The organism is Tepidimonas ignava (assembly GCF_004342625.1).
Taxonomy (GTDB): domain Bacteria; phylum Pseudomonadota; class Gammaproteobacteria; order Burkholderiales; family Burkholderiaceae_C; genus Tepidimonas; species Tepidimonas ignava.
Genome location: NZ_SMAH01000001.1, coordinates 263,404 through 285,766, shown reverse-complemented (window position 1 = coordinate 285,766; position 22,363 = coordinate 263,404). Strand labels below are relative to the sequence as shown.

23 protein-coding genes, 2 tRNA genes and 1 pseudogene are annotated in these 22,363 nt (G+C 68.4%); 11 read left to right on the top strand and 15 right to left on the bottom strand.

What is annotated here, in order from left to right:
• The 5 genes and pseudogenes from EDC36_RS01405 to EDC36_RS01385 form a co-directional block, all read right to left on the bottom strand.
• Nucleotides 1–272: pseudogene (locus EDC36_RS01405) on the bottom strand (IS5/IS1182 family transposase); the annotation flags it as partial.
• Between the two features lie 90 nt (nt 273–362).
• Nucleotides 363–845: a TRAP transporter substrate-binding protein DctP gene (dctP, locus tag EDC36_RS01400; protein ID WP_313905135.1), complete on the bottom strand. Its 483-nt coding sequence runs from the start codon at nt 843–845 to the stop codon at nt 363–365.
• Between the two features lie 96 nt (nt 846–941).
• Nucleotides 942–2,222, bottom strand: a complete 1,281-nt coding sequence (locus EDC36_RS01395; protein ID WP_132961451.1) for a TRAP transporter large permease subunit — start codon at nt 2,220–2,222, stop codon at nt 942–944.
• Entirely contained in the window at nt 2,219–2,749 is a 531-nt protein-coding gene (locus tag EDC36_RS01390) for a TRAP transporter small permease (protein WP_185971235.1), read from the bottom strand. The genes EDC36_RS01395 and EDC36_RS01390 overlap by 4 nt, the downstream gene beginning before the upstream one ends.
• A gap of 88 nt (nt 2,750–2,837) precedes the next feature.
• Nucleotides 2,838–3,521, bottom strand: coding sequence for a TetR/AcrR family transcriptional regulator (locus EDC36_RS01385; RefSeq protein ID WP_185971234.1), 684 nt, complete (start codon nt 3,519–3,521; stop codon nt 2,838–2,840).
• Between the two features lie 103 nt (nt 3,522–3,624).
• Between EDC36_RS01385 and EDC36_RS01380 the strand changes: the two genes are divergently transcribed.
• Both EDC36_RS01380 and EDC36_RS01375 read left to right on the top strand, forming a co-directional pair.
• The gene (locus tag EDC36_RS01380) at nt 3,625–4,140 is read left to right on the top strand and encodes an RDD family protein (RefSeq protein WP_243646414.1); all 516 of its coding nucleotides are present in this window, start codon (nt 3,625–3,627) and stop codon (nt 4,138–4,140) included.
• Nucleotides 4,137–4,724, top strand: coding sequence for an LOG family protein (locus EDC36_RS01375; protein WP_132961449.1), 588 nt, complete (start codon nt 4,137–4,139; stop codon nt 4,722–4,724). Before EDC36_RS01380 ends, EDC36_RS01375 begins: the two co-directional genes overlap by 4 nt.
• Nucleotides 4,725–4,757: 33 nt before the next feature.
• Here the strand turns inward: EDC36_RS01375 and EDC36_RS01370 are convergent, their stop codons facing one another.
• From EDC36_RS01370 to ppa, 3 genes are all read right to left on the bottom strand, one after another.
• Nucleotides 4,758–5,096 (bottom strand): P-II family nitrogen regulator, encoded by a 339-nt coding sequence (locus EDC36_RS01370; RefSeq protein WP_132961448.1) that lies wholly within the window; start codon nt 5,094–5,096, stop codon nt 4,758–4,760.
• 86 nt (nt 5,097–5,182) lie between these two features.
• The gene (locus tag EDC36_RS01365; RefSeq protein ID WP_132961447.1) at nt 5,183–6,874 is read right to left on the bottom strand and encodes an NAD+ synthase; all 1,692 of its coding nucleotides are present in this window, start codon (nt 6,872–6,874) and stop codon (nt 5,183–5,185) included.
• A 39-nt stretch (nt 6,875–6,913) separates the two neighbouring features.
• Entirely contained in the window at nt 6,914–7,453 is a 540-nt protein-coding gene (ppa, locus tag EDC36_RS01360; protein WP_132961446.1) for an inorganic diphosphatase, read from the bottom strand.
• Between the two features lie 317 nt (nt 7,454–7,770).
• Here ppa and EDC36_RS01355 point away from each other — a divergent pair, with 317 nt between their 5' ends.
• Nucleotides 7,771–9,825, top strand: a complete 2,055-nt coding sequence (locus EDC36_RS01355; RefSeq protein ID WP_132961445.1) for a sodium-translocating pyrophosphatase — start codon at nt 7,771–7,773, stop codon at nt 9,823–9,825.
• Between the two features lies 1 nt (nt 9,826).
• Here EDC36_RS01355 and EDC36_RS01350 read toward each other — a convergent pair whose 3' ends face one another.
• Nucleotides 9,827–10,360: a TlpA family protein disulfide reductase gene (locus EDC36_RS01350; protein ID WP_132961444.1), complete on the bottom strand. Its 534-nt coding sequence runs from the start codon at nt 10,358–10,360 to the stop codon at nt 9,827–9,829.
• 76 nt (nt 10,361–10,436) lie between these two features.
• On the opposite strand from EDC36_RS01350, the gene moaA reads away from it, so the two are divergent.
• Genes moaA through moeA form a run of 3 tightly spaced genes read left to right on the top strand, consistent with a single transcriptional unit; the run spans nt 10,437 to nt 13,553 of the window.
• Nucleotides 10,437–11,573, top strand: coding sequence for a GTP 3',8-cyclase MoaA (moaA, locus tag EDC36_RS01345; protein ID WP_132961443.1), 1,137 nt, complete (start codon nt 10,437–10,439; stop codon nt 11,571–11,573).
• Nucleotides 11,566–12,246 (top strand): molybdenum cofactor guanylyltransferase MobA, encoded by a 681-nt coding sequence (gene mobA / locus EDC36_RS01340; protein ID WP_260680266.1) that lies wholly within the window; start codon nt 11,566–11,568, stop codon nt 12,244–12,246. The genes moaA and mobA overlap by 8 nt, the downstream gene beginning before the upstream one ends.
• Nucleotides 12,243–13,553 (top strand): molybdopterin molybdotransferase MoeA, encoded by a 1,311-nt coding sequence (gene moeA, locus EDC36_RS01335; RefSeq protein WP_132961442.1) that lies wholly within the window; start codon nt 12,243–12,245, stop codon nt 13,551–13,553. The genes mobA and moeA overlap by 4 nt, the downstream gene beginning before the upstream one ends.
• An 8-nt stretch (nt 13,554–13,561) precedes the next feature.
• On the opposite strand, the gene EDC36_RS01330 is transcribed toward moeA, so the two are convergent.
• Both EDC36_RS01330 and rnr read right to left on the bottom strand, forming a co-directional pair.
• Nucleotides 13,562–14,095 carry a YggT family protein gene (locus EDC36_RS01330; RefSeq protein ID WP_132961441.1) on the bottom strand — a complete coding sequence of 178 codons (534 nt, stop codon included), beginning with the start codon at nt 14,093–14,095 and terminating at the stop codon, nt 13,562–13,564.
• Between the two features lie 39 nt (nt 14,096–14,134).
• The gene (rnr, locus tag EDC36_RS01325) at nt 14,135–16,408 is read right to left on the bottom strand and encodes a ribonuclease R (RefSeq protein WP_243646413.1); all 2,274 of its coding nucleotides are present in this window, start codon (nt 16,406–16,408) and stop codon (nt 14,135–14,137) included.
• Between the two features lie 65 nt (nt 16,409–16,473).
• Between rnr and EDC36_RS01320 the strand changes: the two genes are divergently transcribed.
• Together EDC36_RS01320 and EDC36_RS01315 are read left to right on the top strand one after the other, a co-directional pair.
• A tRNA-Leu gene (locus EDC36_RS01320) sits at nt 16,474–16,558 on the top strand.
• Nucleotides 16,559–16,665: 107 nt separating this feature from the next.
• Nucleotides 16,666–16,750: transfer RNA gene (locus EDC36_RS01315), tRNA-Leu, on the top strand.
• 136 nt (nt 16,751–16,886) lie between these two features.
• On the opposite strand, the gene rimO is transcribed toward EDC36_RS01315, so the two are convergent.
• Together rimO and phaR are read right to left on the bottom strand one after the other, a co-directional pair.
• Complete coding sequence (gene rimO, locus EDC36_RS01310; RefSeq protein WP_132961440.1) at nt 16,887–18,293, bottom strand: 30S ribosomal protein S12 methylthiotransferase RimO; 1,407 nt, start codon at nt 18,291–18,293, stop codon at nt 16,887–16,889.
• 60 nt (nt 18,294–18,353) lie between these two features.
• Nucleotides 18,354–18,896, bottom strand: a complete 543-nt coding sequence (gene phaR, locus EDC36_RS01305; RefSeq protein ID WP_132961439.1) for a polyhydroxyalkanoate synthesis repressor PhaR — start codon at nt 18,894–18,896, stop codon at nt 18,354–18,356.
• Nucleotides 18,897–19,029: 133 nt separating this feature from the next.
• Here phaR and EDC36_RS01300 point away from each other — a divergent pair, with 133 nt between their 5' ends.
• Together EDC36_RS01300 and EDC36_RS01295 are read left to right on the top strand one after the other, a co-directional pair.
• Complete coding sequence (locus EDC36_RS01300) at nt 19,030–19,629, top strand: chromate transporter (RefSeq protein WP_132961438.1); 600 nt, start codon at nt 19,030–19,032, stop codon at nt 19,627–19,629.
• The gene (locus EDC36_RS01295) at nt 19,626–20,222 is read left to right on the top strand and encodes a chromate transporter (RefSeq protein WP_132961437.1); all 597 of its coding nucleotides are present in this window, start codon (nt 19,626–19,628) and stop codon (nt 20,220–20,222) included. The genes EDC36_RS01300 and EDC36_RS01295 overlap by 4 nt, the downstream gene beginning before the upstream one ends.
• Here EDC36_RS01295 and rlmB read toward each other — a convergent pair.
• Together rlmB and EDC36_RS01285 are read right to left on the bottom strand one after the other, a co-directional pair.
• A complete protein-coding gene (gene rlmB / locus EDC36_RS01290) occupies nt 20,219–20,992 on the bottom strand; it encodes a 23S rRNA (guanosine(2251)-2'-O)-methyltransferase RlmB (RefSeq protein ID WP_132961436.1) in 774 nt (257 codons plus the stop codon). The genes EDC36_RS01295 and rlmB overlap by 4 nt on opposite strands.
• Before the next feature lie 9 nt (nt 20,993–21,001).
• Entirely contained in the window at nt 21,002–21,697 is a 696-nt protein-coding gene (locus tag EDC36_RS01285; RefSeq protein WP_132961435.1) for an ABC transporter ATP-binding protein, read from the bottom strand.
• 14 nt (nt 21,698–21,711) lie between these two features.
• Between EDC36_RS01285 and EDC36_RS01280 the strand changes: the two genes are divergently transcribed.
• Complete coding sequence (locus EDC36_RS01280) at nt 21,712–22,362, top strand: arylesterase (RefSeq protein ID WP_132961434.1); 651 nt, start codon at nt 21,712–21,714, stop codon at nt 22,360–22,362.
• The last annotated feature ends 1 nt before the right edge of the window (nt 22,363 follow it).

Genomic DNA, 22,363 nt, shown 5'->3' with positions numbered 1-22,363 from the left:
TTCAGATACAGCAGCGCGATCATCACGCGCAGCGGCACGCGCGGACGCCCGGCGTTGGACACCCGGGCTGCGCGCACCGGCGCTTCGCCAAAGAGGTCCAGATCGGGCATCGCGACACCTGCGCGCGCTTTGCGCATGAACAGGTGCGCCAGCCTTGCCTCCAACTCCTGCCACGGCATGCGCGAGGCCAACACCGCCAGCGGATGGCGCAGGTCGATCATCTGATCGAGCCGGGCGCGGAAGAAGTCCTCGGTGGCGGGGCAGGCAAACATCGAAAAACTCCCAGAAAACGGCGCATCAGACATCAGATCTGGGGGAAATTGTACTCGCAAACAGACAATAACACAAGAAAAATCATGATGTTATGAATATTTCAGGGGCGACTTGGTAAGGTGCCGAAAGCCCAACTCGTAGTAGGCCAGGCCCACCAGGCCTTTGTCTTCCAGCTTGGCGTGCAACTGCTTGCCAAACGGACCGTCCAGCACCGCATCCGCTTCGCGCGGGTTGCCAAACATGAACGGAAAGTCGTAGATAGCAAACTCTTTGACGATGCTGGCCAAGATGCCCGAATTCATCGACGCCATTTCCAGCGTACCACCTTGCAGTGCGGACACGTTGGCTTGGTCGCTACCCAAAACACCTCCCGCAAAAACCTGCACCTTGAGTCGCCCCCCGGACTTTTGCTCCACCAGTTCGGCAAACTTATCCATCCCCTGCACGATCGGGTGACCTTTGGCGTTTTGGTTGGCAAACTTGATGACGCGCGTCTGCGCCTGCACCCCGCCCAACAACCCCATGGCAGCCACTGCCACCGCCGCTTTGCACAACGTGCGCTTGTTCAACATCACCGTCTCCTAGGATGACCAGGGTCGAATCGCGGCGGGCCCTAACCCATCCGGAGCGCGCCGGCCCGCCGGGGCTGCACGCACCGGGTCTCGGCATCAGCCGTAGAACCAACGGTACGGCACCATCACCAACGCCGGAAACAGCACCAACAGCAGCAACACCACCAGCTGCGCCAGCAAAAACGGCCACACGCCACGGGCAACGTGCTGGATCTTCATGCGCCCCACACCCGCGACGACATTGAGCACCGTACCCACTGGCGGGGTCACCAATCCAATGGAGCCCATCATCACGAACAGCACCCCAAAATACACGGGGTCAATACCCGCAGCTTTGACCACCGGCACCAACACCGGTGCCAGGATCAAGATGGTGGGCGTCAGATCCATGACCATGCCCACCAGAAACAGCATGCCCAAAATGGCCAACAACAGCAGCGTCGGTCGGTCCATCAGCGGCTGAAGCCACTCGGTCAGTTCCCCGGGCAAGTTCGCCACAGTGATCAGCCACGCTCCGACGGCCGCCGTCGCCACCATAAACATGATGACCGCTGTGGTGCGCGCCGCCGCCGCAAACGTCTCCAGCAGCTTGCGCCACGTCAGCTCGCGGTACACCAGTGTGGCCACCAACCAGGCGTATACCGCAGCCACCACGGCCGCCTCGGTAGGGGTGAATACGCCAGCCTTAAGACCCACCAGCACGATGAACGGCAGCAGCAACGCCCAGGCCGCCTGACGCGCAGCGCGCACGACTTCGGTCAAACGGGCGCGCGCAGGCCGCGTCACGGCCTCACGCCGGGCCACCCACCACCACGCCACCGCAATGGCCACTCCCATCAATACACCGGGCACGATACCCGCCATGAACAAGCGTCCAATCGAAACATTGGCTGCAACGCCAAAAATCACAAAGGGAATCGACGGAGGGATGACTGGCGCAATGATTCCACCACTGGCAATAAGCCCCCCGCTACGTTCACGTGAGTGTCCCGCCTTGACCATCATGGGGAGCAGCAGTGCGGCCAGCGCCGCCGTATCGGCCACAGCCGACCCCGACAACGACGCCAGCAAAACGCCAGCCACAATGACGACAAACCCAAGCCCGCCACGCACATGACCAACCAACGCCATGGCCAGATCGATGATGCGTCGACTCAACCCACCGGCATTCATAATCTCGCCGGCCAACATAAAAAATGGCACTGCCAGCAATGGAAAACTATTAGCCCCCTCCAACACGTTTTGAGCTATGATTTGCGGATCAAATACACCCATGTATGCCATCAAAGCCACGCCAGCCAGTAGCAAGGCGTAGGCCACGGGAATACCCAGCGCGATGGCACCCAGCAAGGCGCCGACGAAGATCACGATGGTCATTGGGCGTCCCCCTGGCCGTGGCCCGGCGCCGTCGTTTGAGGGTGCCAGTCCGCCAGACTCAGCCGACCCGCCAGCAACCGCCACGCGTCCATCAGCAGCCACAGCCCCGACAGCACGGCGAACACGAGCCCCGCGGCGTACAGCCAGGCCACGGACCACCCTGTCACGGGCGCGGTGGTGTCCCAGTTGATGCGGGTCTGCGCCCAGCTACCCTGCAACAACAACCACGTCACCCACAGCATCAGCGCATGGCCCACCAACAGCACCACGCGCTGCAGCCAACGGGGCAGCCATGCGACCAGCAGGTCCACGCCCATGTGGGCGCGGTCACGCACCGCCAGCGCCGCCCCCACGAACACCAGCCACACGAACAACCAGCGCGACAACTCCTCCGACAGCGTCAGGCCGCTGTCAAATGCGTAGCGCAACACCACGTTGGCAAACACCATCACCACCATCGCCGCCAAAACCAGCACCAGCACGCCGTCCAACATGCGGCACAGGCGATCCATCCATCGGTCAAGCATGTCTCGGGTCTCCTTGAGGACACATTTTGTACTAACCAGTTAGTTTTTTTACTAGGGGAAACCCTAACCAAGCGCCGGACAACTCGATTCAGACCCGGGCGAGTGGGTCGGCGCGCACGTAGCGCACCACCATCTCCACCACTTCGTCGCGGCGACGGCGCACGACCTCGGGATCGGTGCTGTCGCGCTTGAAAATCAGGTCGAAGGTGTGCCGGTTGGACACACTGAAAAACGCCAACGCCGAGATCGCCGCATGCAGGTCCAGCGGATCGATGCCCGGGCGAAACACCCCTTGCGCAACCCCCCGCTCGTACAGCGCACGCACGGCGGTGATGGCCGGCACGTTCAGCTCCTGGATCACGCGGCTGCGCGCCAAGTACTGGCCGCGATGGATGTTTTCCGACATCACCAGGCGAATAAACGGCTCGTTGGAGCGATGATGGTCGAAGGTGTACGCCACCAGCCGACGCAGCGCCTCTTCGGGCGGCAGGTCTTCCAGGTGCAGCGCCGCTTCCTGGGCACGCATGCGCCGGTAAGCCTCCTCCAGCACCGCCAGGTACAACCCTTCTTTGCTGCCAAAGTAGTAATAAATCATGCGCTTGGAGGTGTGGGTAGCATCGGCGATGGCGTCGATGCGCGCCCCCGCCAGGCCTTTTTCGCCGAACTCGCGTGTGGCCACCTCCAAAATGTTGGCCATCGTGCGCTCGGGGTCGTTGGTGCGGCCGGTTTTGCCGCTGCCGCGGGCGTTGGTTGCAGTGCGGGGGGTAGCCATGGTGCGCCTACTATACGCCGCAGCGGCTGCCGTCCGTGACGGGCGGCTACACTGGCGGGCTGTGCGCCAGGCCCTGGCGTGACGCTGGTTGTGATCGATGTCCATGTCTGCCCCACCTGTGTTGTCCACCCCGTCGTTGCCGCGGCGCATGGCCTGCTGGCTGTACGAAGGGATGCTGCTGTTCGGCGTGGTGTTCATCGCCGGCTACCTGTTCGGCGCGCTGACCCAGCAACGCCATGCGCTGCAATACCGGCACGAGCTGCAAGCGTTTATGTTCGTGGTGCTGGGCCTGTACTTCACCTGGTTTTGGCACAAAGGCCAGACGCTGGCGATGCAGACGTGGCACATCCGCCTTGTCGCGGCCGACGGTGGGCCGGTTTCGCAAGGACGGGCGCTGCTGCGTTACGTGCTGGCGTGGGTGTGGTTCTGGCCACCGCTGGCGCTGCGCGCGTGGCTGGAGCTGCCGGTGGCCGAGGTGCTGGTGCTGCTGGGCGGCTGGGTGGCCGTGTGGGCGTTGCTGGCGCGTTTTCACCCCCAGCGGCAGTTCTGGCACGACGCGTTGGCGGGCACGCGCTTGGTCGACGCGCGGGCGCTGCGCCCCCAGGGGGGACGGGCATGAGCCGGCCCGCGTTTTCGCTGTGCGTGTACTGTGGCTCGCGCGACGGCGGTGACCCTGCGTGGGCGGCGCTGGCCGAGCACGTCGGCGCGTGGATCGGCCGTCATCGCGGACGGCTGGTGTACGGCGGCGGCAACGCTGGGCTGATGGGGCGCGTGGCCACCGCCACGCTGGCCGCCGGCGGGACCGTGGTGGGCGTGATCCCGCGCAGCCTGGTGGCGCGCGAGCTGGCCAAGCGCGATTGCACCGAGCTGCACGTGGTGGACACGATGCACCAGCGCAAACAGATGATGGCCGAGCGCGCCGACGCGTTCGTGGCCCTGCCCGGCGGGTTGGGCACGCTGGAGGAACTGTTCGAGGTGTGGACCTGGCGCCAGCTGGGCTACCACGACAAGCCCATCGGCATCCTCAACGCCGGCGGCTATTACGACGGCCTGCTGCGTTTTGTGCAGGCCAGCGCCGACGCCGGTTTCGTCAGCGCGTGGCAGCAAGGCCTGGTCGATGTCGATGCCGACCCGGATGCGCTGTTGCCCCGCTTGGTGCAGGCAGCCGGCTGCACGCCCCCGTCGCGCTTGGAAGCGATTTGAGCGGCCGCGGCCACAGCCGCGCCGCGCGGTCACTCAAATCGCGGCGTCGTCCTCTTCGCCGGTGCGGATGCGGATCACCCGCTCGACCGGCGTGACAAAAATCTTGCCGTCGCCAATCTTGCCGGTGCGCGCGGCGCGCACGATGGCGTCGAGGCAGCGTTCGACATCGTCATCGCGCACGACGACGTCGATGCGCACCTTGGGCAAAAAGTCCACCACGTACTCCGCACCCCGGTACAGCTCCGTGTGGCCTTTTTGGCGCCCAAACCCTTTGACCTCGGTCACCGTCAAACCCGTCACACCCTGCTCGGCCAGGGCCTCACGCACTTCTTCGAGCTTGAACGGTTTGATGATGGCGGTGATCTGCTTCATGCGGTACGACTCCGGATGGTGTTGGGGGTATGCGGCGCAGGGCACCTGGCGCGAATGATACAGGCGGGTGGTCCACGAGGTCGTGCTCAACCCCGCCAGCGGTTGGTGTTGGGGTAGCGCCAGTCCTTGCCGAAACTGCGGTGCGTGACACGGATGCCCACCGGAGCCTGGCGGCGCTTGTATTCGTTGATGCGCAGCAGCCGCACCACCTGCTCCACCGCGGCGCGGTCGAAGCCCTCGGCCACGATCTCGTCGACGCTGCGGTCGTTTTCCATGTAGCGCTCGACGATGGCGTCCAGCACGTCGTACGGCGGCAGCGAATCCTGGTCGGTCTGCCCCGGGCGCAGCTCGGCGCTGGGGGGGCGGGTGATGATGCGCTCGGGAATCGGGTTGGCCCCGCGTGCAAACGGGTCGTGCGCGTTGCGCCAACGCGCCAAACGCCACACCCAGGTCTTGGCCACGTCTTTCAGCACGGCAAACCCACCGGCCATGTCACCGTACAGGGTGCAGTAGCCGGTGGCCATTTCGCTCTTGTTGCCGGTGGTCAGCACGATGCTGCCAAACTTGTTCGACAGCGCCATCAGCAGCGTGCCGCGGATGCGCGCTTGCAGGTTTTCTTCGGTGGTGTCGGGCGCGCGCCCTTGCAGCAGCGGCTGCAACGCGCCCAGGAAGGCGTCGAACATCGGCCCGATCGGGATTTCATCGTAGCGCACCCCCAGCCGCGCCGCCATGTCGCGCGCGTCCAGCCAGGAGATCTCGGCCGTGTAGGGCGAGGGCATCATCACCGCACGCACGCGCTCGGGCCCCAGCGCGTCCACCGCGATGGCCAGCACCAGCGCCGAGTCCACCCCGCCCGACAGACCGATGATGGCGCCGGGAAAACCGTTTTTATCGACGTAGTCGCGCGTGCCCAGCACCAGCGCGCGCCAAAGGTCCTCGTCGGTGTCGGCCACCGGTGCCACGCTGCCTTGCACCTGCACCGGGGCGCGGCCGTCGGGGCGCTGCAACACGACGTGCAGCAGGTCTTCGGCAAACGCCGGCGCGCGCGCGGCCACCTGCCCGCGGGCGTCGAGCGCAAAACTGCGCCCCTCGAACACCAGTTCGTCCTGCCCACCCACCAGGTGCGCGTACACCAGCGGCCGAGCCGTCTCCAGCACCCGCTGGCGCATGGCCTGCTCGCGCTCGCCGCCTTTGCCCAGGTGGAACGGCGAAGCGTTGATGACGCACAGCACCTCGGCCCCCGCGGCCACGGTGTCGGCGGCCGGCCCCGGGTACCACGCGTCTTCGCAGATCAGCAGGCCGAGCCGCCAGCGCTGGCCGTCGACCTCGACGTCGAACACGCACGGCTGCTTGCCCGGCACGAAGTAGCGCCGCTCGTCAAAGACTTGGTAGTTGGGCAACTCACGCTTGGCGTAGCGGTGGGTGATGCGCCCCTCGTGCACGACAGTGGCGGCGTTGAGGCACGGCGTGCGCCCGACGCTGCGCCCCATGGCGGCTGCGCCCGGCACCGCCAGCGGTTGCCCGACCACGATGTGCAAGCCGCCCAGGTGCGCCGTCTGCTCCGCCACCTGCCGCACCGCCTCGTCGCACGCCGCGACGAAGGCCGGGCGCAGCAGCAAATCTTCGGCCGCGTAGCCGCAGATGGCCAACTCGGGCGTCAGCAGCACCTGCGCGCCCGCGGCGTGGGCCGCGCGCGCGGCGTCAACGATGCGCTGCGCGTTGCCGGCCAGGTCGCCGACGACGAAATTGCACTGGGCCACCGCGATGCGCAGGCTCATGTTCGACGCTCCCCGAGGTGGCCTTCGCCGCCCAACGTGTCAGGCGCCGTGTTGCGCACGGTAGGCTTGGACGCCGGACAGGATCTCCTGCCGTGCCTCGTCGACCCCGCCCCAGCCCAGCACCTTGACCCACTTGCCGGGGTCCAGGTCCTTGTAGTGCTCGAAAAAGTGCTCGATGGTGCGCAGCCGCACGGGGTTGAGGTCGTCGATGGTCTTCCAGCGCGAATACAGCGGCAGGATTTTTTCGGTCGGCACGGCCAGCACCTTGCCGTCGACGCCACCCTCATCCTCCATTTTGAGGATGCCCAGCGCGCGGCACGGCACCACGACCCCCGGCGGCAGCGGCACCGGCGTGATGACCAGCACGTCCACGGGGTCGCCGTCGCCGGCGATGGTCTTGGGCACATACCCGTAGTTGGTCGGGTAGTGCATCGCGGTGTTCATGAAGCGGTCGACGAAGATCGCGCCCGAGGCCTTGTCCACCTCGTACTTGATCGGCTCGCCGTGCATGGAGATTTCGATGATGACGTTGAAGGCGTCGGGCACTTTGTCGCCCGCGGTGACTTGGTCGAGGGACATGTTGGATCCAGCGTAAGGGTTGGAAAACGTGGTGGGACGTCGCGCCCGCGGCGCATCGGCAGGCCGCAAGCCCCCATCAATGAGTCTGGTCGATTTTACTGGCGCCAGGCTGACGCGTCGGCGCCACACGGGGGGTGCAATGGGCGCGTCCTTGCGCTACATTGATGCCGTTGGCCAATCGCCGCACGCCCAGCCGGGGACGGGGGCTGCGTGCGGCGAGGAAGCAACGCAGTGGAAGCCGACGATGGCTGGCACCCCACCCTGCGTTGGCTTCCTCCTCCCGAGACAACCACCTTGCACAGGCAGGAGACATCGGTATGGTTGGTCAATCCGCGTTGATATTTGCCATCGTGTGTGCGTTGGCGGCCGTGGCCTACGGGCTGTGGGCGCGCGCATGGATTTTGGGGCAAGACCCCGGCAACCCGCGCATGCAAGCCATCGCTGCGGCGGTGCAAACCGGCGCCGCGGCGTACCTGGCCCGGCAGTACAAAACGATTGCCATCGTCGGCGTGGTGCTGGCGGTGCTGATCGGCGTCTTTTTGGACGGCGTCACGGCCATGGCGTTCGTCGTGGGCGCGGTGTTGTCGGGCGCGTGCGGCTTCATCGGCATGAACGTGTCGGTGCGTGCCAACGTGCGCACGGCGCAGGCCGCGGCCAAGGGCATCGCCCCGGCGCTGGAGGTGGCGTTCCGTGGCGGCGCCATCACCGGCATGCTGGTGGTGGGGCTGGGGCTGCTGGGCGTGGCGGCGTTGTACGGCTTGTTGGTCGGCAACGGCCAGCTCACGCCGGACCGCAAGCTGAGCACCCTGCTGCAGCCGCTCATCGGGCTGGCGTTTGGGGCGTCGCTGATCTCGATCTTCGCGCGGCTGGGGGGCGGCATCTTCACCAAGGGGGCGGACGTGGGCGCCGACCTGGTGGGCAAGGTGGAAGCCGGCATCCCCGAAGACGACCCGCGCAACCCCGCGGTGATCGCCGACAACGTGGGCGACAACGTCGGCGACTGCGCCGGCATGGCGGCCGACCTGTTCGAGACCTACGCGGTGACGCTGATCGCCACCATCGTGCTGGGGGCGCTGTTGGTGACGGCGGCGCCGGTGCAGGCCAGCCTGTACCCGCTGGTGCTGGGCGGGGTGTCGATCCTGGCCTCGATCGTGGGCACCTTCTTCGTGCGCGCCACGCCCGAGATGAAAAACGTCATGCCCGCGCTGTACAAAGGCCTGATCGTCGCGGGCGTGGTGTCCGCCATCGCCTTTTACGGTGTGACCGTGTGGCTGATCCCGGACGACGCGATCGCCGCCAGCGGCACCCAGTGGCGTCTGTGGGCATCGGCGTTGGTGGGGCTGGCGCTGACCGCCGCCATGGTGTGGATCACCGAGTACTACACCGGCACCGACTACGCGCCCGTGCGCCACGTCGCGCAGGCGTCGACCACCGGCCACGCCACCAACATCATCGCCGGCATCGGGGTGAGCATGAAGTCCACCGCGTGGCCGGTGCTGGCGGTGTGCGTGGCCATCATCGTGTCGTACGCGTTGGCCGGTTTGTACGGGGTGGCGGTGGCCGCCACGGCGATGTTGAGCATGGCCGGCATCGTGGTGGCGCTGGACGCCTACGGCCCCATCACCGACAACGCCGGCGGCATCGCCGAAATGGCGGAGCTGCCCTCCAGCGTGCGTGCCGTCACCGACCCGCTGGATGCCGTGGGCAACACCACCAAAGCCGTGACCAAGGGCTACGCCATCGGCTCGGCGGGGCTGGCGGCGCTGGTGCTGTTTGCCGACTACACCCACAAGCTGGAGACCGTCGGCCACGGCAGCCGCTTCGATTTGTCGGACCCGATGGTCATCGTGGGCTTGTTCATCGGCGGCCTGATTCCGTACCTGTTTGGCGCGCTGGCCATGGAGGCCGTGGGCCGCGCCGCGGGCAGCGTGGTCGAGGAAGTGCGGCGCCAGTTCCGCGAAATCCCCGGCCTGATGGACGGCAGTGCGCAACCCGAATACGGCCGCGCCGTGGACATGCTGACCACCGCCGCCATCAAAGAGATGATGCTGCCCAGCCTGCTGCCGGTGGTGGTGCCGATCGTCGTCGGCGTGGCGCTGGGGCCGGTGGCCCTGGGCGGCTTGCTGATGGGCACGATCGTCACCGGGCTGTTCGTCGCGATCAGCATGTGCACCGGCGGCGGCGCATGGGACAACGCCAAGAAGTACATCGAGGACGGTCACTTTGGCGGCAAGGGCTCGGACGCGCACAAAGCCGCCGTGACCGGGGACACCGTCGGCGACCCCTATAAGGACACCGCGGGCCCGGCGGTCAACCCGCTCATCAAGATCATCAACATCGTGGCGTTGTTGATCGTGCCCCTGTTGGCCTGAGTCACAACCACTGCGCGATGGCCTCGATGTCCTCGGCAAAGAGCTGACCGCGCTCGGCCATGACGATGCGGCCATCGCGTCCGCGCACCAGCGTGATGGGCAGGCCCTTAGGCTTGGGCATCAGGCGCTGCACCTCGGGCGTCACCCACGCCACGGGAAACGCGTAACCGCGCTGCTGCAGGTAGCGCACCGCGGCCTCGCGCGTGCGGTCGATGGACAGCGTCAGCAACTGCCAGCCCGGGCGTTGGCGGTGCCGCTGCCAAAACGCGTTGAGGTGCGGGGTGGTCACGGCGCAAAACGGGCATGTCGAGGCCCACCAGTACAGCACCAACACCTGCCCGTCGGCGCTGCGGGGCTCGAAGCGACCGCCATCCAGCAGCTCCATCGGCGGCACGGACCAAACCTGCCCCAGCGCCGGCAGCGGGGGCGCGCGCTTTTCCGCTTCCACGGCATCGGCCGGCTGCGCCCGCACCGTCCACGGCGCGCACACGGCGGCGGCCGCCGTCACCAACCAGGGTCTGCGTCGAATCGCCATCGCCACTCCTCGGGTACACTGTGCGGGCAAACCCCGAGCCCATGGGGACTTGCCGCTGGCGATAATCTAGCGCACCATGGCCGAACGCGTCATCCCTCTGTACGACCAGCGCTTGTCGGCGCTGCCTGCGCCGCGCCCCGCGCGTCCCATCGTCGCCACGGGTGCGTTGTTCGACGCCCGGCAGCGCCCTTTGCGCGACCTGCGCATCAGCGTCACCGACCGCTGCAACTTCCGCTGCAGCTACTGCATGCCCAAGGAGGTGTTCGGCAACGACTACCCCTACCTGCCGCATGGCGATTTGCTGACGTTCGAAGAAATCACCCGCTTGGCCAAGGTCTTTCTGGCGCATGGCGTGCGCAAAATCCGCCTGACGGGGGGCGAGCCCCTGCTGCGCAAAAACATCGAGCGGCTGGTGGAGCAGCTCGCCGCGCTGCGCACGGTGGACGGCCAAGCGCCGGAGCTGACCCTGACCACCAACGGCAGCCTGTTGGCGCGCAAGGCCCGCGCGTTGCGCGACGCCGGGCTGCAGCGTGTCACGGTCAGCCTGGACGCGCTGGACGACGACGTGTTTCAGCGCATGAACGACGTCGGCTTTCCGGTGCGTGCCGTGCTGCACGGCATTGAAACCGCGCTGGCGGTGGGGTTGGCGCCGATCAAGGTCAACATGGTCGTCAAACGCGGCACCAACGACGACCAGATCGTGCCGATGGCGCGCCACTTTCGCGGCAGCGGCATCGTCTTGCGTTTCATCGAATACATGGATGTCGGCAGCTCCAACGGTTGGTGCATGGACGAGGTGCTGCCCAGCGCCGAGGTGCTGGCGCGCCTGCAGCAGCACTTTGCTCTGGTGCCGCTGCAACCCAGCGCCCCGGGTGAGACGGCCGAACGCTGGGGCTACGCCGGCGCGCACGGCCAGCACGACCCCGCACTGGGTGAAATCGGCCTCATCAGCAGCGTCACCCAGGCGTTTTGCCGTGACTGCAACCGCGCCCGCCTGTCCACCGAAGGGCGGCTGTACCTGTGCCTGTTCGCCGAGCGTGGCTACGACCTGCGCGCGCTGCTGCGCGGCGGCGCCGACGACGCCGAGCTGGCCAGCGCCATCGCGGCGATATGGCAGGGGCGGCATGACCGCTACTCCGAAATCCGCGCCACGCTGCCTCCGGAAACGCGCCGCAGCGCGCGGCGCATCGAAATGAGCTACATCGGTGGTTGACCTCATCCCCGCTGACGCCGACTGGACCGCACCGCAGCCAGGCGCCCTCACCGGACTGGTGCTGGCCGGTGGCCGCGGCAGCCGCATGGGCGGCGCTGACAAAGGGCTGCAAACCCTGCACGGTATGCCGCTGGCGCTGCACGCCTTGCTGCGCTTGCAACAGCAGCGCGGCGGCTGGGTCGGTCCTTGCATGATCAACGCCAACCGCAACTTGGCTGCGTACGAGGCGCTGGGCGTGCCGGTGTGGCCGGACGTCGTGGAGGGTTTTGTGGGCCCGCTGGCGGGCATGCTGACCGGACTGACCCACGCCGACACGCCGTGGGTGCTGACGGTGCCGTGCGACTCGCCACAGTTCCCGCTGGACTTGGCCGAGCGGCTGGCGCAGGCGGCCAGCGACGCGCGCGCCGACGCCGCCATGGCCGCCGCGCCCGAAGACGACGGCGCCGTGCGGCCGCAGCCGGTGTTTTGCCTGCTGGGCGTGCACCTGCTGCCCCGCCTGCACGCCTACCTGCGCGAGGGCGGACGCAAGATCGACACCTGGCTGCGCAGCGTGCGCTGCGTCGACGTGCCGTTCGACCGCCCTGGCGACGACCCCCACGCCTTTGCCAACCTCAACACCCTGCAGGAGCTGCACGCGCTGCAGCGCGCCAGCGCCTCGGGTTCCTGTGCATGACGATGACCGCCACCCTGGAGCAGATTGCCGCCCAACTGCAAGGCTACGACCCGCACGCCCTGCCCGCTGACATGGTGGGGGCGTTTTTGGACCGGCTGGTGCAGCCCATCGCCGACGCCGAAACCGTGCCGCTGGCCGCCGCGCGCGAACGTGTGCTGGCGGCCGACGTCATCAGCCCGATGGACGTGCCGCCCCACGACAACGCCGCGATGGACGGCTACGCGCTGCGCGGCGCGGAACTTGCCACCACCGCCTCCACCCGGCTGCGCGTGGTGGGCGTCTGCTACGCCGGTCAAGCCGGTTGGGACGCCCCCATCCCAGCGCAAGCGTGCGTGCGCATCATGACCGGCGCGGTGATGCCGGCGGACTTGGACACGGTGGTGCCAGTGGAAATGGTGCGCGCCGGACGCGACGAGCACGGCGATTGGATCGAGGTGCCGGCTGGCGCCGTGCGCCCGGGCGAGCACCGTCGCCTGCGTGGCGAGGATCTGGCCCAAGGCCAACCCGCCCTGCGCCGCGGGCAGCGGCTGGGGCCTGCCGCGCTGGGGTTGGTGGCCAGCCTTGGGCTGCCGCAGGTCAACGTGGTGCGACGCGCGCGCGTGGCGTACTTCTCCACCGGCGACGAGGTGCTTTCCTTGGGGCAACCGTGGCGCCCCGGCGCCATCTACGACAGCAACCGTTACACCATCACCGCGATGCTGCACCGCCTGGGGGTGGAGGTCATCGACCTGGGCGTGGTGCCCGATGACCCGGTGGCGCTGGAAGCGGCGTTTCGCGACGCCGCCGCGCGGGCCGACGCCGTCATCACCAGCGGCGGCGTCAGCATGGGCGAAGCCGACCACACCAAGGCGATGATGCGCCGGCTGGGCGATGTGGTGTTTTGGCGCATCGCGATGCGCCCCGGGCGCCCGATGGCGGTGGGACGGCTGCAGCCCAGCGACCCGCAGCGCCCGCCGACGCTGCTGTTGGGGTTGCCAGGCAACCCGGTGGCGGCGATGGTGACGTTCATCGTCTTCGTGCGGCCCGCGCTGCTGCGCCTGATGGGGGCACAGGTGGCGCCGTGTGTGCCGTTGCGGGCGCGCAGCGCCGAGCCGATGCGCAAAAAGCCCGGCCGCACCGAATACCAGCGCGGTGTCGTCACCTGCGGCCCGGACGGCACCTTGAGCGTGCGCACCACGGGTCAACAAGGCTCGGGCGTGCTCAGCTCGATGGTGCAGGCCAACGGCCTGATCGTGCTGCACCACGAGCAAGGCAACGTGGCCGTGGGCGACGAGGTCGACGTGCTGATGTTCGACGGCGTGCTGTAGCGCCGCCCTCACCCCAGCAGCATCAGCGCCACCTGCAGCGCGATCAGCAACACCAGCACCGTGAGATCCACGCCGCCCACGGTGGGGATGACGCGCCGCAGCGGCGCCAACAGCGGCTCCAGCAAGCGCTGCAACGCCCCCATCAGCGGCGCGTACGGCTGCACCCAACTGAGCACGGCGTACACCAACAGCAGCACCATCAGCCCTTGCAGCGCCGTGCGCAGCACAAACTGCAGCGCCAGCAGCGGGATGCTGATCCAGTACGCCCCATGCCCCACGTCCAGCAACGCGTGCACGACACCCGCGTAGGCCAGCGCCAGCAGCAACGCCGCCAACAGGCTGCCCCAGTCGGTGTTGGCCTGCGCCCAGGCGCGCGGCAGGCTGCGCCGCATCGGCTGCACGATCCAGTCGGTCAACGCGATCACAAACGGCCCGGGTTGCTGCTGCATGCGGATGCGGCGCGTGTTCATCCAGCCGCGCAGCAGCGCCGCCCCCACCAACAGAAAAAACAACGTGTCGAGCAAAAACAGCACGATGCGCATGGCAGACCCACCGAACGGATTGGCGTGGCGCGCCGGCCCTCAGCGGCGGCCACCGGAGCGGCCACGGCGCGGGCGCGCCGGCTCCGATTGTGCCCCAGCCCCGCCGCGGCACGTACCCCGCTCGCGGCCCGCTGGGGCAGCTTGGCCTGCCTTGCGCGACGGCTGCGCCCGGCCGGCGGGCGCCGCGCGGCGCGCCCCACGCCCCCCGTCTCGCCCCGGCTCGGCGGCGCCGCGGGGGGGTGCTGCGGCCTCGTCGTCCTCGTCGCGCACCAGGCGGAAGTCGATCCGCCGGCCGTCCAGGTCGACCCGGCTGACCTGCACCCGCACGGGCGTGCCCAGCGTGTAGCGCACGCCGGTGCGCTCACCCCGCAGCTCCTGGCGCCGCTCGTCGTAGTGAAAATACTCGCCCCCCAGTTCGGTGATGTGCACCAGCCCTTCGACGTACAGGCTGGTGAGCGTGACGAACAGGCCGAAACTCGTGACCGCGCTGACCGTGCCGGCGAACTCCTCGCCCAGGTGCTCACGCATGTACTTGCACTTGAGCCACGCCTCGACGTCGCGGCTGGCTTCGTCGGCACGGCGCTCGTTGCCGCTGCAGTGCAAACCGGCCGCTTCCCAGCCCAGCACCTCGTCGGTGGGGCGACCGCGCGTGCGCGTCATCGCCTCGGAGCTGCCACGCTCCTGCATGCGCTTGGCCAGCTTGGCCTGCGCCTCGCCCGGCAGCGGCAGCGCCGGCAGGTGGTAGCGCTCGCCTTTCAGGATGGCCTTGATGACCCGGTGCACCAGCAGGTCGGGGTAGCGTCGAATGGGGCTGGTGAAGTGCGTGTAGGCCTCGAACGCCAAGCCAAAGTGGCCGACGTTGTGCGGCGAGTAGATGGCCTGCTGCATCGAGCGCAGCAGCATTTGGTGGATTTGCGCGGCGTCGGGGCGGTCGGCCGTGGCCTGGGAAATGGCTTGGAAGTCCCGCGGGCGGGGCTGGTCCGGCACGTTGACCGCCACCCCGACGGCCTTGAGGTACTCGCGCAACAGCTCGACTTTGTCGGCCGACGGCGCCTCGTGCACGCGGTACAAGCAGGGGTGCTGGTGGCTGGCGATGAACTCGGCCGCGCAGACGTTGGCCGCCAGCATCGCCTCTTCGATCAGACGGTGGGCGTCGTTGCGCGTGCGCGGCTCGATGCGCTCGATGCGACCGGCTTCGTCGCAAATGATTTGCGTCTCCACCGTCTCCAGGTCCACCGCGCCGCGCGCCTGCCGGGCCGCCAACAGCGCCCGGTACACGTCGTGCAGGTTGAGCAGGTGCGGCACCAGCGCGGCGTGGCGTTGCGCCTCGGGGCCGCGCGTGTTTTGCAGGATGGCGGCCACCTCGGTGTAGGTGAAGCGCTGGTGGCTGTGCATGACCGCGGGGTAAAACTGGTACGCCTGCACCTGCCCCTTGGCGTCGATGAGCATGTCGCACACCATGCACAGGCGGTCCACGCCCGGGTTCAGCGAACACAGCCCGTTGGAGAGCTTTTCCGGCAGCATCGGGATGACGCGGCGCGGAAAGTACACGCTGGTGGCGCGGTCGTAGGCGTCGATGTCCAGCGCCGAGCCGTTGCGCACGTAGTGGCTGACATCGGCGATGGCCACGAGCAAACGCCAGCCTTTGCCCCGGCCCACGCGCGCCGGCTCGCAGTACACGGCATCGTCGAAATCGCGCGCATCCTCGCCGTCGATCGTGACCAGCGGCACATCGGTCAGGTCGACGCGGCCGCGGCGATCCACCGCGCGCACCTTGTCCGGCAGCGCGCGCGCTTCGGCCAGCGCGGCCTCGGAAAACTGGTGCGGCACGCCGTACTTGCGCACCGCGATTTCGATCTCCATGCCGGGGTCGTCGATGTCGCCCAGCACCTCCGTCACCCGCCCTACGGGCTGGCCGTACAGGGCCGGCGGCTCGGTCAGCTCCACCACGACGATTTGCCCCGGTTGCGCCGCCCCCGTGGCGCCCTTGGGGATGAGCACGTCCTGGCCGTAGCGCCGGTCTTCCGGGGCCACGAGCCACACCCCCCCTTCTTGCAACAAACGGCCGATGATCGGCGCCTGGGGACGCTGCACGATTTCGGTCACGCGCCCCTCGGGGCGACCGCGGCGGTCGTGGCGCACGATGCGCACACGCACGCGGTCGCGGTGCAACACGGCGCGCATCTCGTTGGGCGGCAGGTAAATATCGGGCTGGCCGTCGTCGCGCACGACGAAGCCGTGGCCATCACGGTGGCCAACGACCACCCCTTCGATCTCATGCACCACGGTGGTGGCTGTGTTTTTTTCTCTCACGTAAACGCTGTCTTTGCACGCGGCGCATGGCCGCTGGATGTTGTATGATTATGGCTTCACCTGTTGCCCAGGTGGCGGAATTGGTAGACGCACCAGTTTCAGGTACTGGCGCCGCGAGGCGTGGAGGTTCGAGTCCTCTCCTGGGCACCAGCGTCGGGCAGCCATCGGCGGTGGCCCGACCGCGATGATGCCACATATCGCGGTCACCGCGCGGTCCGACCAAAGCAAAATCAGCTACAATTTGCAAATCCTGAGACGCCCAGGTGGCGGAATTGGTAGACGCACTAGTTTCAGGTACTAGCGCCGCGAGGCGTGGAGGTTCGAGTCCTCTCCTGGGCACCAAATCATGGTATCAATAAGCCGGCCACCAAGGTCGGCTTTTTTGTTGCCAGGCGCCCCGCCCAGCCGCATCGGGCCGAGCGTGCCGGCGCCCCGGCCGCCCATGGCGACCTGCGCCGGCTCGCACGCACGTGGCGGCTCACACCGGCACGCCCACCAAGTCGTGTCCCTCGGCGGCCACGATGCGCGCACGGATGAAGTCGCCGCTGCGGTAGGTCTTGCTGGCTTTGTCGGGCGGCAGCAAACGCACGGTGCCATCGATGTCCGGCGCGTCGGCGTAGGTGCGCCCCACCCCACCCTTTTTGCCCAGGCTGTCGGCGCGGTCCACCAGCACCTGCATCGTGGCGCCCACGAAGCGTTGCAGGCGCTGCACGGCCACCTGTTCGGCCACCGCCATGAAGCGCGCGCGCCGCTGCTGGCGCACCTCGTCGGGCAAAGCGCCGGGCAGCGCGTTGGCGGCCGCACCCTGCACGGGCGAGTAGGCAAAGCAGCCCGCCCGATCGATCTGCGCTTCGCGCACAAAGTCCAGCAGGTGCGCAAATTCCTCTTCGGTTTCACCCGGAAAGCCCGCGATGAAGGTGCTGCGGATCACCAACTGCGGGCACACCGCGCGCCAGGCGCGTATGCGCTCCAGGTTGCGCTCACCGCTGGCGGGCCGCTTCATGCGCCGCAGCACGTCGGGGTGGCTGTGCTGAAACGGCACGTCCAGGTACGGCAGCACCAACCCTTCGGCCATCAGCGGGATGATCTCGTCCACGTGAGGATAGGGGTACACGTAGTGCAGCCGTACCCATGCGCCGTGCGCGCGCGCCAGGGTGCCCAGCTCGCGCACCAGCTCCAGCAGGCGCGTGCGCACCGGCCGCCCGTTCCAAAAGCCCGTGCGGTACTTGACATCGACGCCGTACGCCGATGTGTCCTGGCTGACGATCAGCAGTTCCTTGACGCCGCCGGCCAGCAGACGCTCGGCCTCGGTCAACACCTCGCCGATGGGGCGGCTGACCAGGTCCCCCCGCATCGAAGGGATGATGCAAAAGGTGCAGCGGTGGTTGCAGCCCTCGCTGATCTTGAGGTAGGCGTAGTGCCGCGGCGTGAGCTTGACGCCCACGCCATCGATGGCGTTGGCCGGCGCGGGCACCAGGTCCACAAAGGGATCGTGCGGCTTGGGCGCATAGCGGTGCACGGCGTCCAGCACCTCGTCGGCCGCGTGCGGCCCCGTGACCGCCAGCACCGCCGGGTGCAGCCCGCGCACCAGGTTGCTCCCCTGGTCATCGGTGCGCGCGCCCAGGCAACCGGTGACGATGACGCGGCCGTTGGCCTGCAGCGCCTCGGCAATGGCGTCCAGGCTTTCTTGCACCGCATCGTCGATGAAGCCGCAGGTGTTGACGATGACGAGGTCTGCGCCCTCGTAGGTCTTGCTGGTGCGGTAACCCTCGGCGCTCAGGCGCGTCAGGATCAGTTCGGCGTCGGTCAGCGCTTTGGGGCAGCCCAGGCTGACAAAGCCAATGGTGGGCGTGCGCGCCGGCGCGTCGGTGGTGGCGTTGCTCATGGGCGTATTGTCCCGCAAGCGCGGCCTGGGCGCGGCCACGCCGCCACCACTGCCCTGGGCTCAATGGGTGCGTTTGCCTGTCAGCGCCCCCAGCATTTGCTCTTGCATTTGCAAAAACGCTTTTTGCGACTGGGCGAACAGGTTGCCCATCATCAGCGGCGACTGCGCCGCCAGCCACTGCTGCCACAGCTCGGGCGTGACGTCTTTGGCCTGCTCGGCCATCTTTTGCTGCAGCTCGAAAAACAGTTGCAGGTTGCGCTCCAGGTAGTGCCCCATGAAGCCCTGCATCGCGTGCCCGTAAAAGCGGATGATGTTGGCCAGCATCTGCTCGGAAAACAGCGGCACGCCGCCGGTCTCCTCCTCCAGGATGATTTGCAGCAGAATCGCGCGCGTCAAATCCTCGCCCGTGCGTGCGTCGCGCACGACGAAGCGCTCGCCTGCCATCACCAGCGCTTTGACGTCGCCCAGCGTGATGTACGATGACGAGTCGGTGTCGTAGAGACGGCGGTTAGGGTATTTTTTGATCACACGCACCGGCTTGCTCCCGCCGGCGGCGCTGGCCGGCTCCTCGGGGGCGGCGCCTTGAGCCTTGGATGACTGCACGAACGAAACTCCTCTCGACAATGGATTCGAGCACGACCACGCGGCGTGTGCGTGACACCCTTGGGGGCATTGTAGAGGCGCGCCGTTGCGCCGGTGAACGGGGATTTCCCGGGCATGCTGCGGAGGTGGCTCGGTGAGCCCGGCGCACGCCAGCGCCGCGCAGGCCCCGCGCTCACCCGCGGCGCTGTTTTGGGCCTGCACGTGGCTGGCGCTGCAGGGCTTTGGGGGCGTGCTGGCGGTGGTGCAGCGTGAGCTGGTCGAGCGCCGCCGCTGGCTGACGCAGGAGCAGTTCGTGCAGGACTGGGCCGCCGCCCAACTGTTGCCCGGCCCCAACGTGGTCAACCTGTGTCTGATGATCGGCGGGCGGCACTTCGGCTGGCGCGGCGCCCTGGCGGCGCTGGCCGGTATGCTGACCGCCCCGCTGGTGCTGCTGCTGACGCTGGCCGTGGGCTTTGCCCACATCGCCCAACACACGTGGGCGCAAGGCGCGCTGCACGGCATGGCGGTGGTGGCCGCCGGGTTGATTTTGGGCACCGCGCTGCGCTTGACGGCGGCGCTGCGCGGCCACCCGCTGGGGTGGGGCGGCTGCGCGCTGTTGGCAGGCGCCACACTGGCGGGGGTGGCGGGGGCACGTTGGCCCCTGGTGGGGGTGCTGGCGGCGGCGGGCACGCTGGGCTGCGGCTGGACCGCCTGGCGCCTGCGCCACCGACGTTTGCCGGAGCGCTCGCGATGACCCCGCTGCCCGTGCTGGATCTTGGGGGTCTGTTCACCCATTTTTTGACCCTGTCGCTGCTGGCCATCGGGGGCGCCATCACCACCGCGCCGGACATGCACCGCTACCTGGTGCTGCAAACGGGCCTGCTGTCCGACGGTGACTTCGCCCGCGCCATTGCGCTGGCGCAAGCCGCCCCCGGCCCCAACATCTTGTTCGTCGCGCTGATGGGCTGGTACGCGGGCGTCAACGCCAGCGGTGGCCTGGGCGCGGGCTGGGCGGCCTGGGGATGGGGCGCGCTGGCCATGCTGACCACGCTGGGGGCGATGTTGCTGCCCTCCTCGCTGCTGACCTACGCGGCCGCGCGCTGGCTGCACACGCACCGCGCCCATCCCGCGGTGCGGGCGTTCCAGCTTGGCATGGCGCCGGTGGTGCTGGGGTTGATGGCCGCCACCGGCGTGTTGATGCTGGGCGCCGCCGCGACCCCTGCGGCCACCGCGTGGCGGGTGTGGGGGCTGGCCGCGGCGGTGGCCGTGCTGGTGTGGCGCACGCGGCTGCACCTGCTGGTGCTGTTGGCGGCGGGCGCGATGCTGGGGGCGCTGGGTTGGGTTTAGCCCAGCGCCAGCCGCTGGCGCACCGCTTCGTACAGACACACCGCGGTGGCCACCGAGACGTTGAGGCTTTCCACCGCCCCCCGCATGGGGATGGCGACCAATTCGTCGCAGGTGCGCCGCACCAGCGGGCGCATGCCGCTGCCTTCGGCGCCCATCACCAGCACGCGCGGACCGCGCCAGTCGTGCTCGTACACCGTGCGCGGGGCGTCGTCGGCGGTGCCCACCACCCACAGCCCGCGCTGCTGCAACTGCTGCAGGGTGCGCGACAGGTTGGTCACCATCAGGTACGGCACGGTTTCGGCCGCGCCGCTGGCCACCTTGGCCACCGTGGCGGTGAGGCCACAGGCGCGGTCCTTGGGCGCGATGACGGCGTGCACCCCGGCGCCATCGGCCACCCGCAGGCACGCCCCCAGGTTGTGCGGGTCGGTCACGCCGTCCAGCGCCAGCAGCAGCGGTGGGTCGGCCTGCCGCTGCTCAGGGCTGCGCGCGTCGAGCTGGTCCAGCACGTCGTCCAGCGTGCGCGCCTGCGGCAACGCCCGCACCCGCGCCACCACCCCCTGGTGGTGCCCGCCTCCGGCCAGACCCGCCAGGCGCGCGCCGTCGGCCTCGATGACACGCAGCCCCGCCTCGTGGGCGCGCGCCAGAAATTGCTTCATGCGCGCGTCGCGCCGCAGCGGGTCGACGTACAGCTCGACAATGGTGTCCGGCGCCATCTTGAGGCGCACACCGACGGCGTGAAAGCCGTACAAAACGCGGGTATCGCTGGCCATGGGGCGCGATTATGCGCCCGCCTCGGCCCACTCGCGCGCGCGGCCCGCCTCGATGGTCAGCCGGCGCTGGCAACGCTGCGCGATGGCCGCATCGTGGGTGACCAGCACCAGCGTCGTGCCCTGCTCCCGGTTGAGTTCGAACATCAGCTCCATCACGCGCGCGCCGGTGGCGTGGTCCAGGCTGCCGGTGGGCTCGTCGGCCAGCAGCACGGCGGGCTGCACCACGAACGCACGCGCCAGCGCCACCCGCTGTTGCTCGCCGCCCGACAGCACGCGCGGGTAGTGACCCAGCCGCTCGGCCAGCCCCACGCGCTCCAGCATGCGCCGGGCGGCGTCGCGGGCGTCGCGCCGCCCGGCCAGCTCCAGCGGCAGCATGACGTTTTCCAGTGCGGTCAGGTTGGCCAGGAGCTGAAAACTCTGAAACACAAAGCCCACCCGTTGCCCACGCAGCGCGGCGCGCGCGTCTTCGTCCAGCGCAAAAATATCGGTGCCGGACCAGCGAACCGTGCCACCGCTGGGCGTATCCAAGCCTGCGATCAACGACAGCAAGGTGCTCTTGCCCGAGCCCGACGCCCCGACAATGGCCAGCGTCTGCCCTGCCTGCACGGCAAAGTCGATGTCGTGCAAGATGGTCAGCGCCGCCCCACCGGCGTCGGTGACGGTTTTGGACAGGTGTTGGACTTCGATGATGGGCGCGTGGGACATGAAAGGATGCGAAGGTGAAGCGACGCCACTTTAGCGCAACCCTGACCGCAGGGCTGGCGGGGCTGTGGTGTGTGCGAGTCGCGGCAGCCCCGGCAGGTTCCGCCCCGGTGGTGTTGATCGTGGGCGACTCGCTCAGCGCCGAGTACGGGCTGCGCCGCGGCAGCGGCTGGGTGGCGCTGTTGCAAGCGCGGCTGCAGCGCGAGGGTGTGCGCGCCCAGGTGGTCAACGCCAGCGTCAGTGGCGACACCACGGCCGGCGGCCGCTCGCGCCTGCCCGGCTTGCTGCAACAGCACCAGCCGGCCGTGGTCGTCATCGAACTGGGCGGCAACGATGCCTTACGCGGCCTGCCGCTGAGCACCACACGCGACAACCTGCGCGCCATGGTGCGCGCCAGCCGCGCCGCGGGCGCGCGCGTGCTGCTGCTGGGCATGGACATGCCGCCCAACTACGGCGAGCGCTACCGGGCCGAGTTTCGCGCCGTCTACGCCGACGTGGCGCGAGAAGAACAAGCCGCGCTGGTGCCGTTTTTCCTGGCGGGGGTGGCCGACGGCCCGCGCGCCGCGGCGCTCTTTCAGGCCGACCGCATCCACCCCAACGAAGACGCCCAGCCGGCGATGCTCAACAACGTCTGGCCGCAGTTGCGCCGCCTGTTGGTGCGGGGCTGAT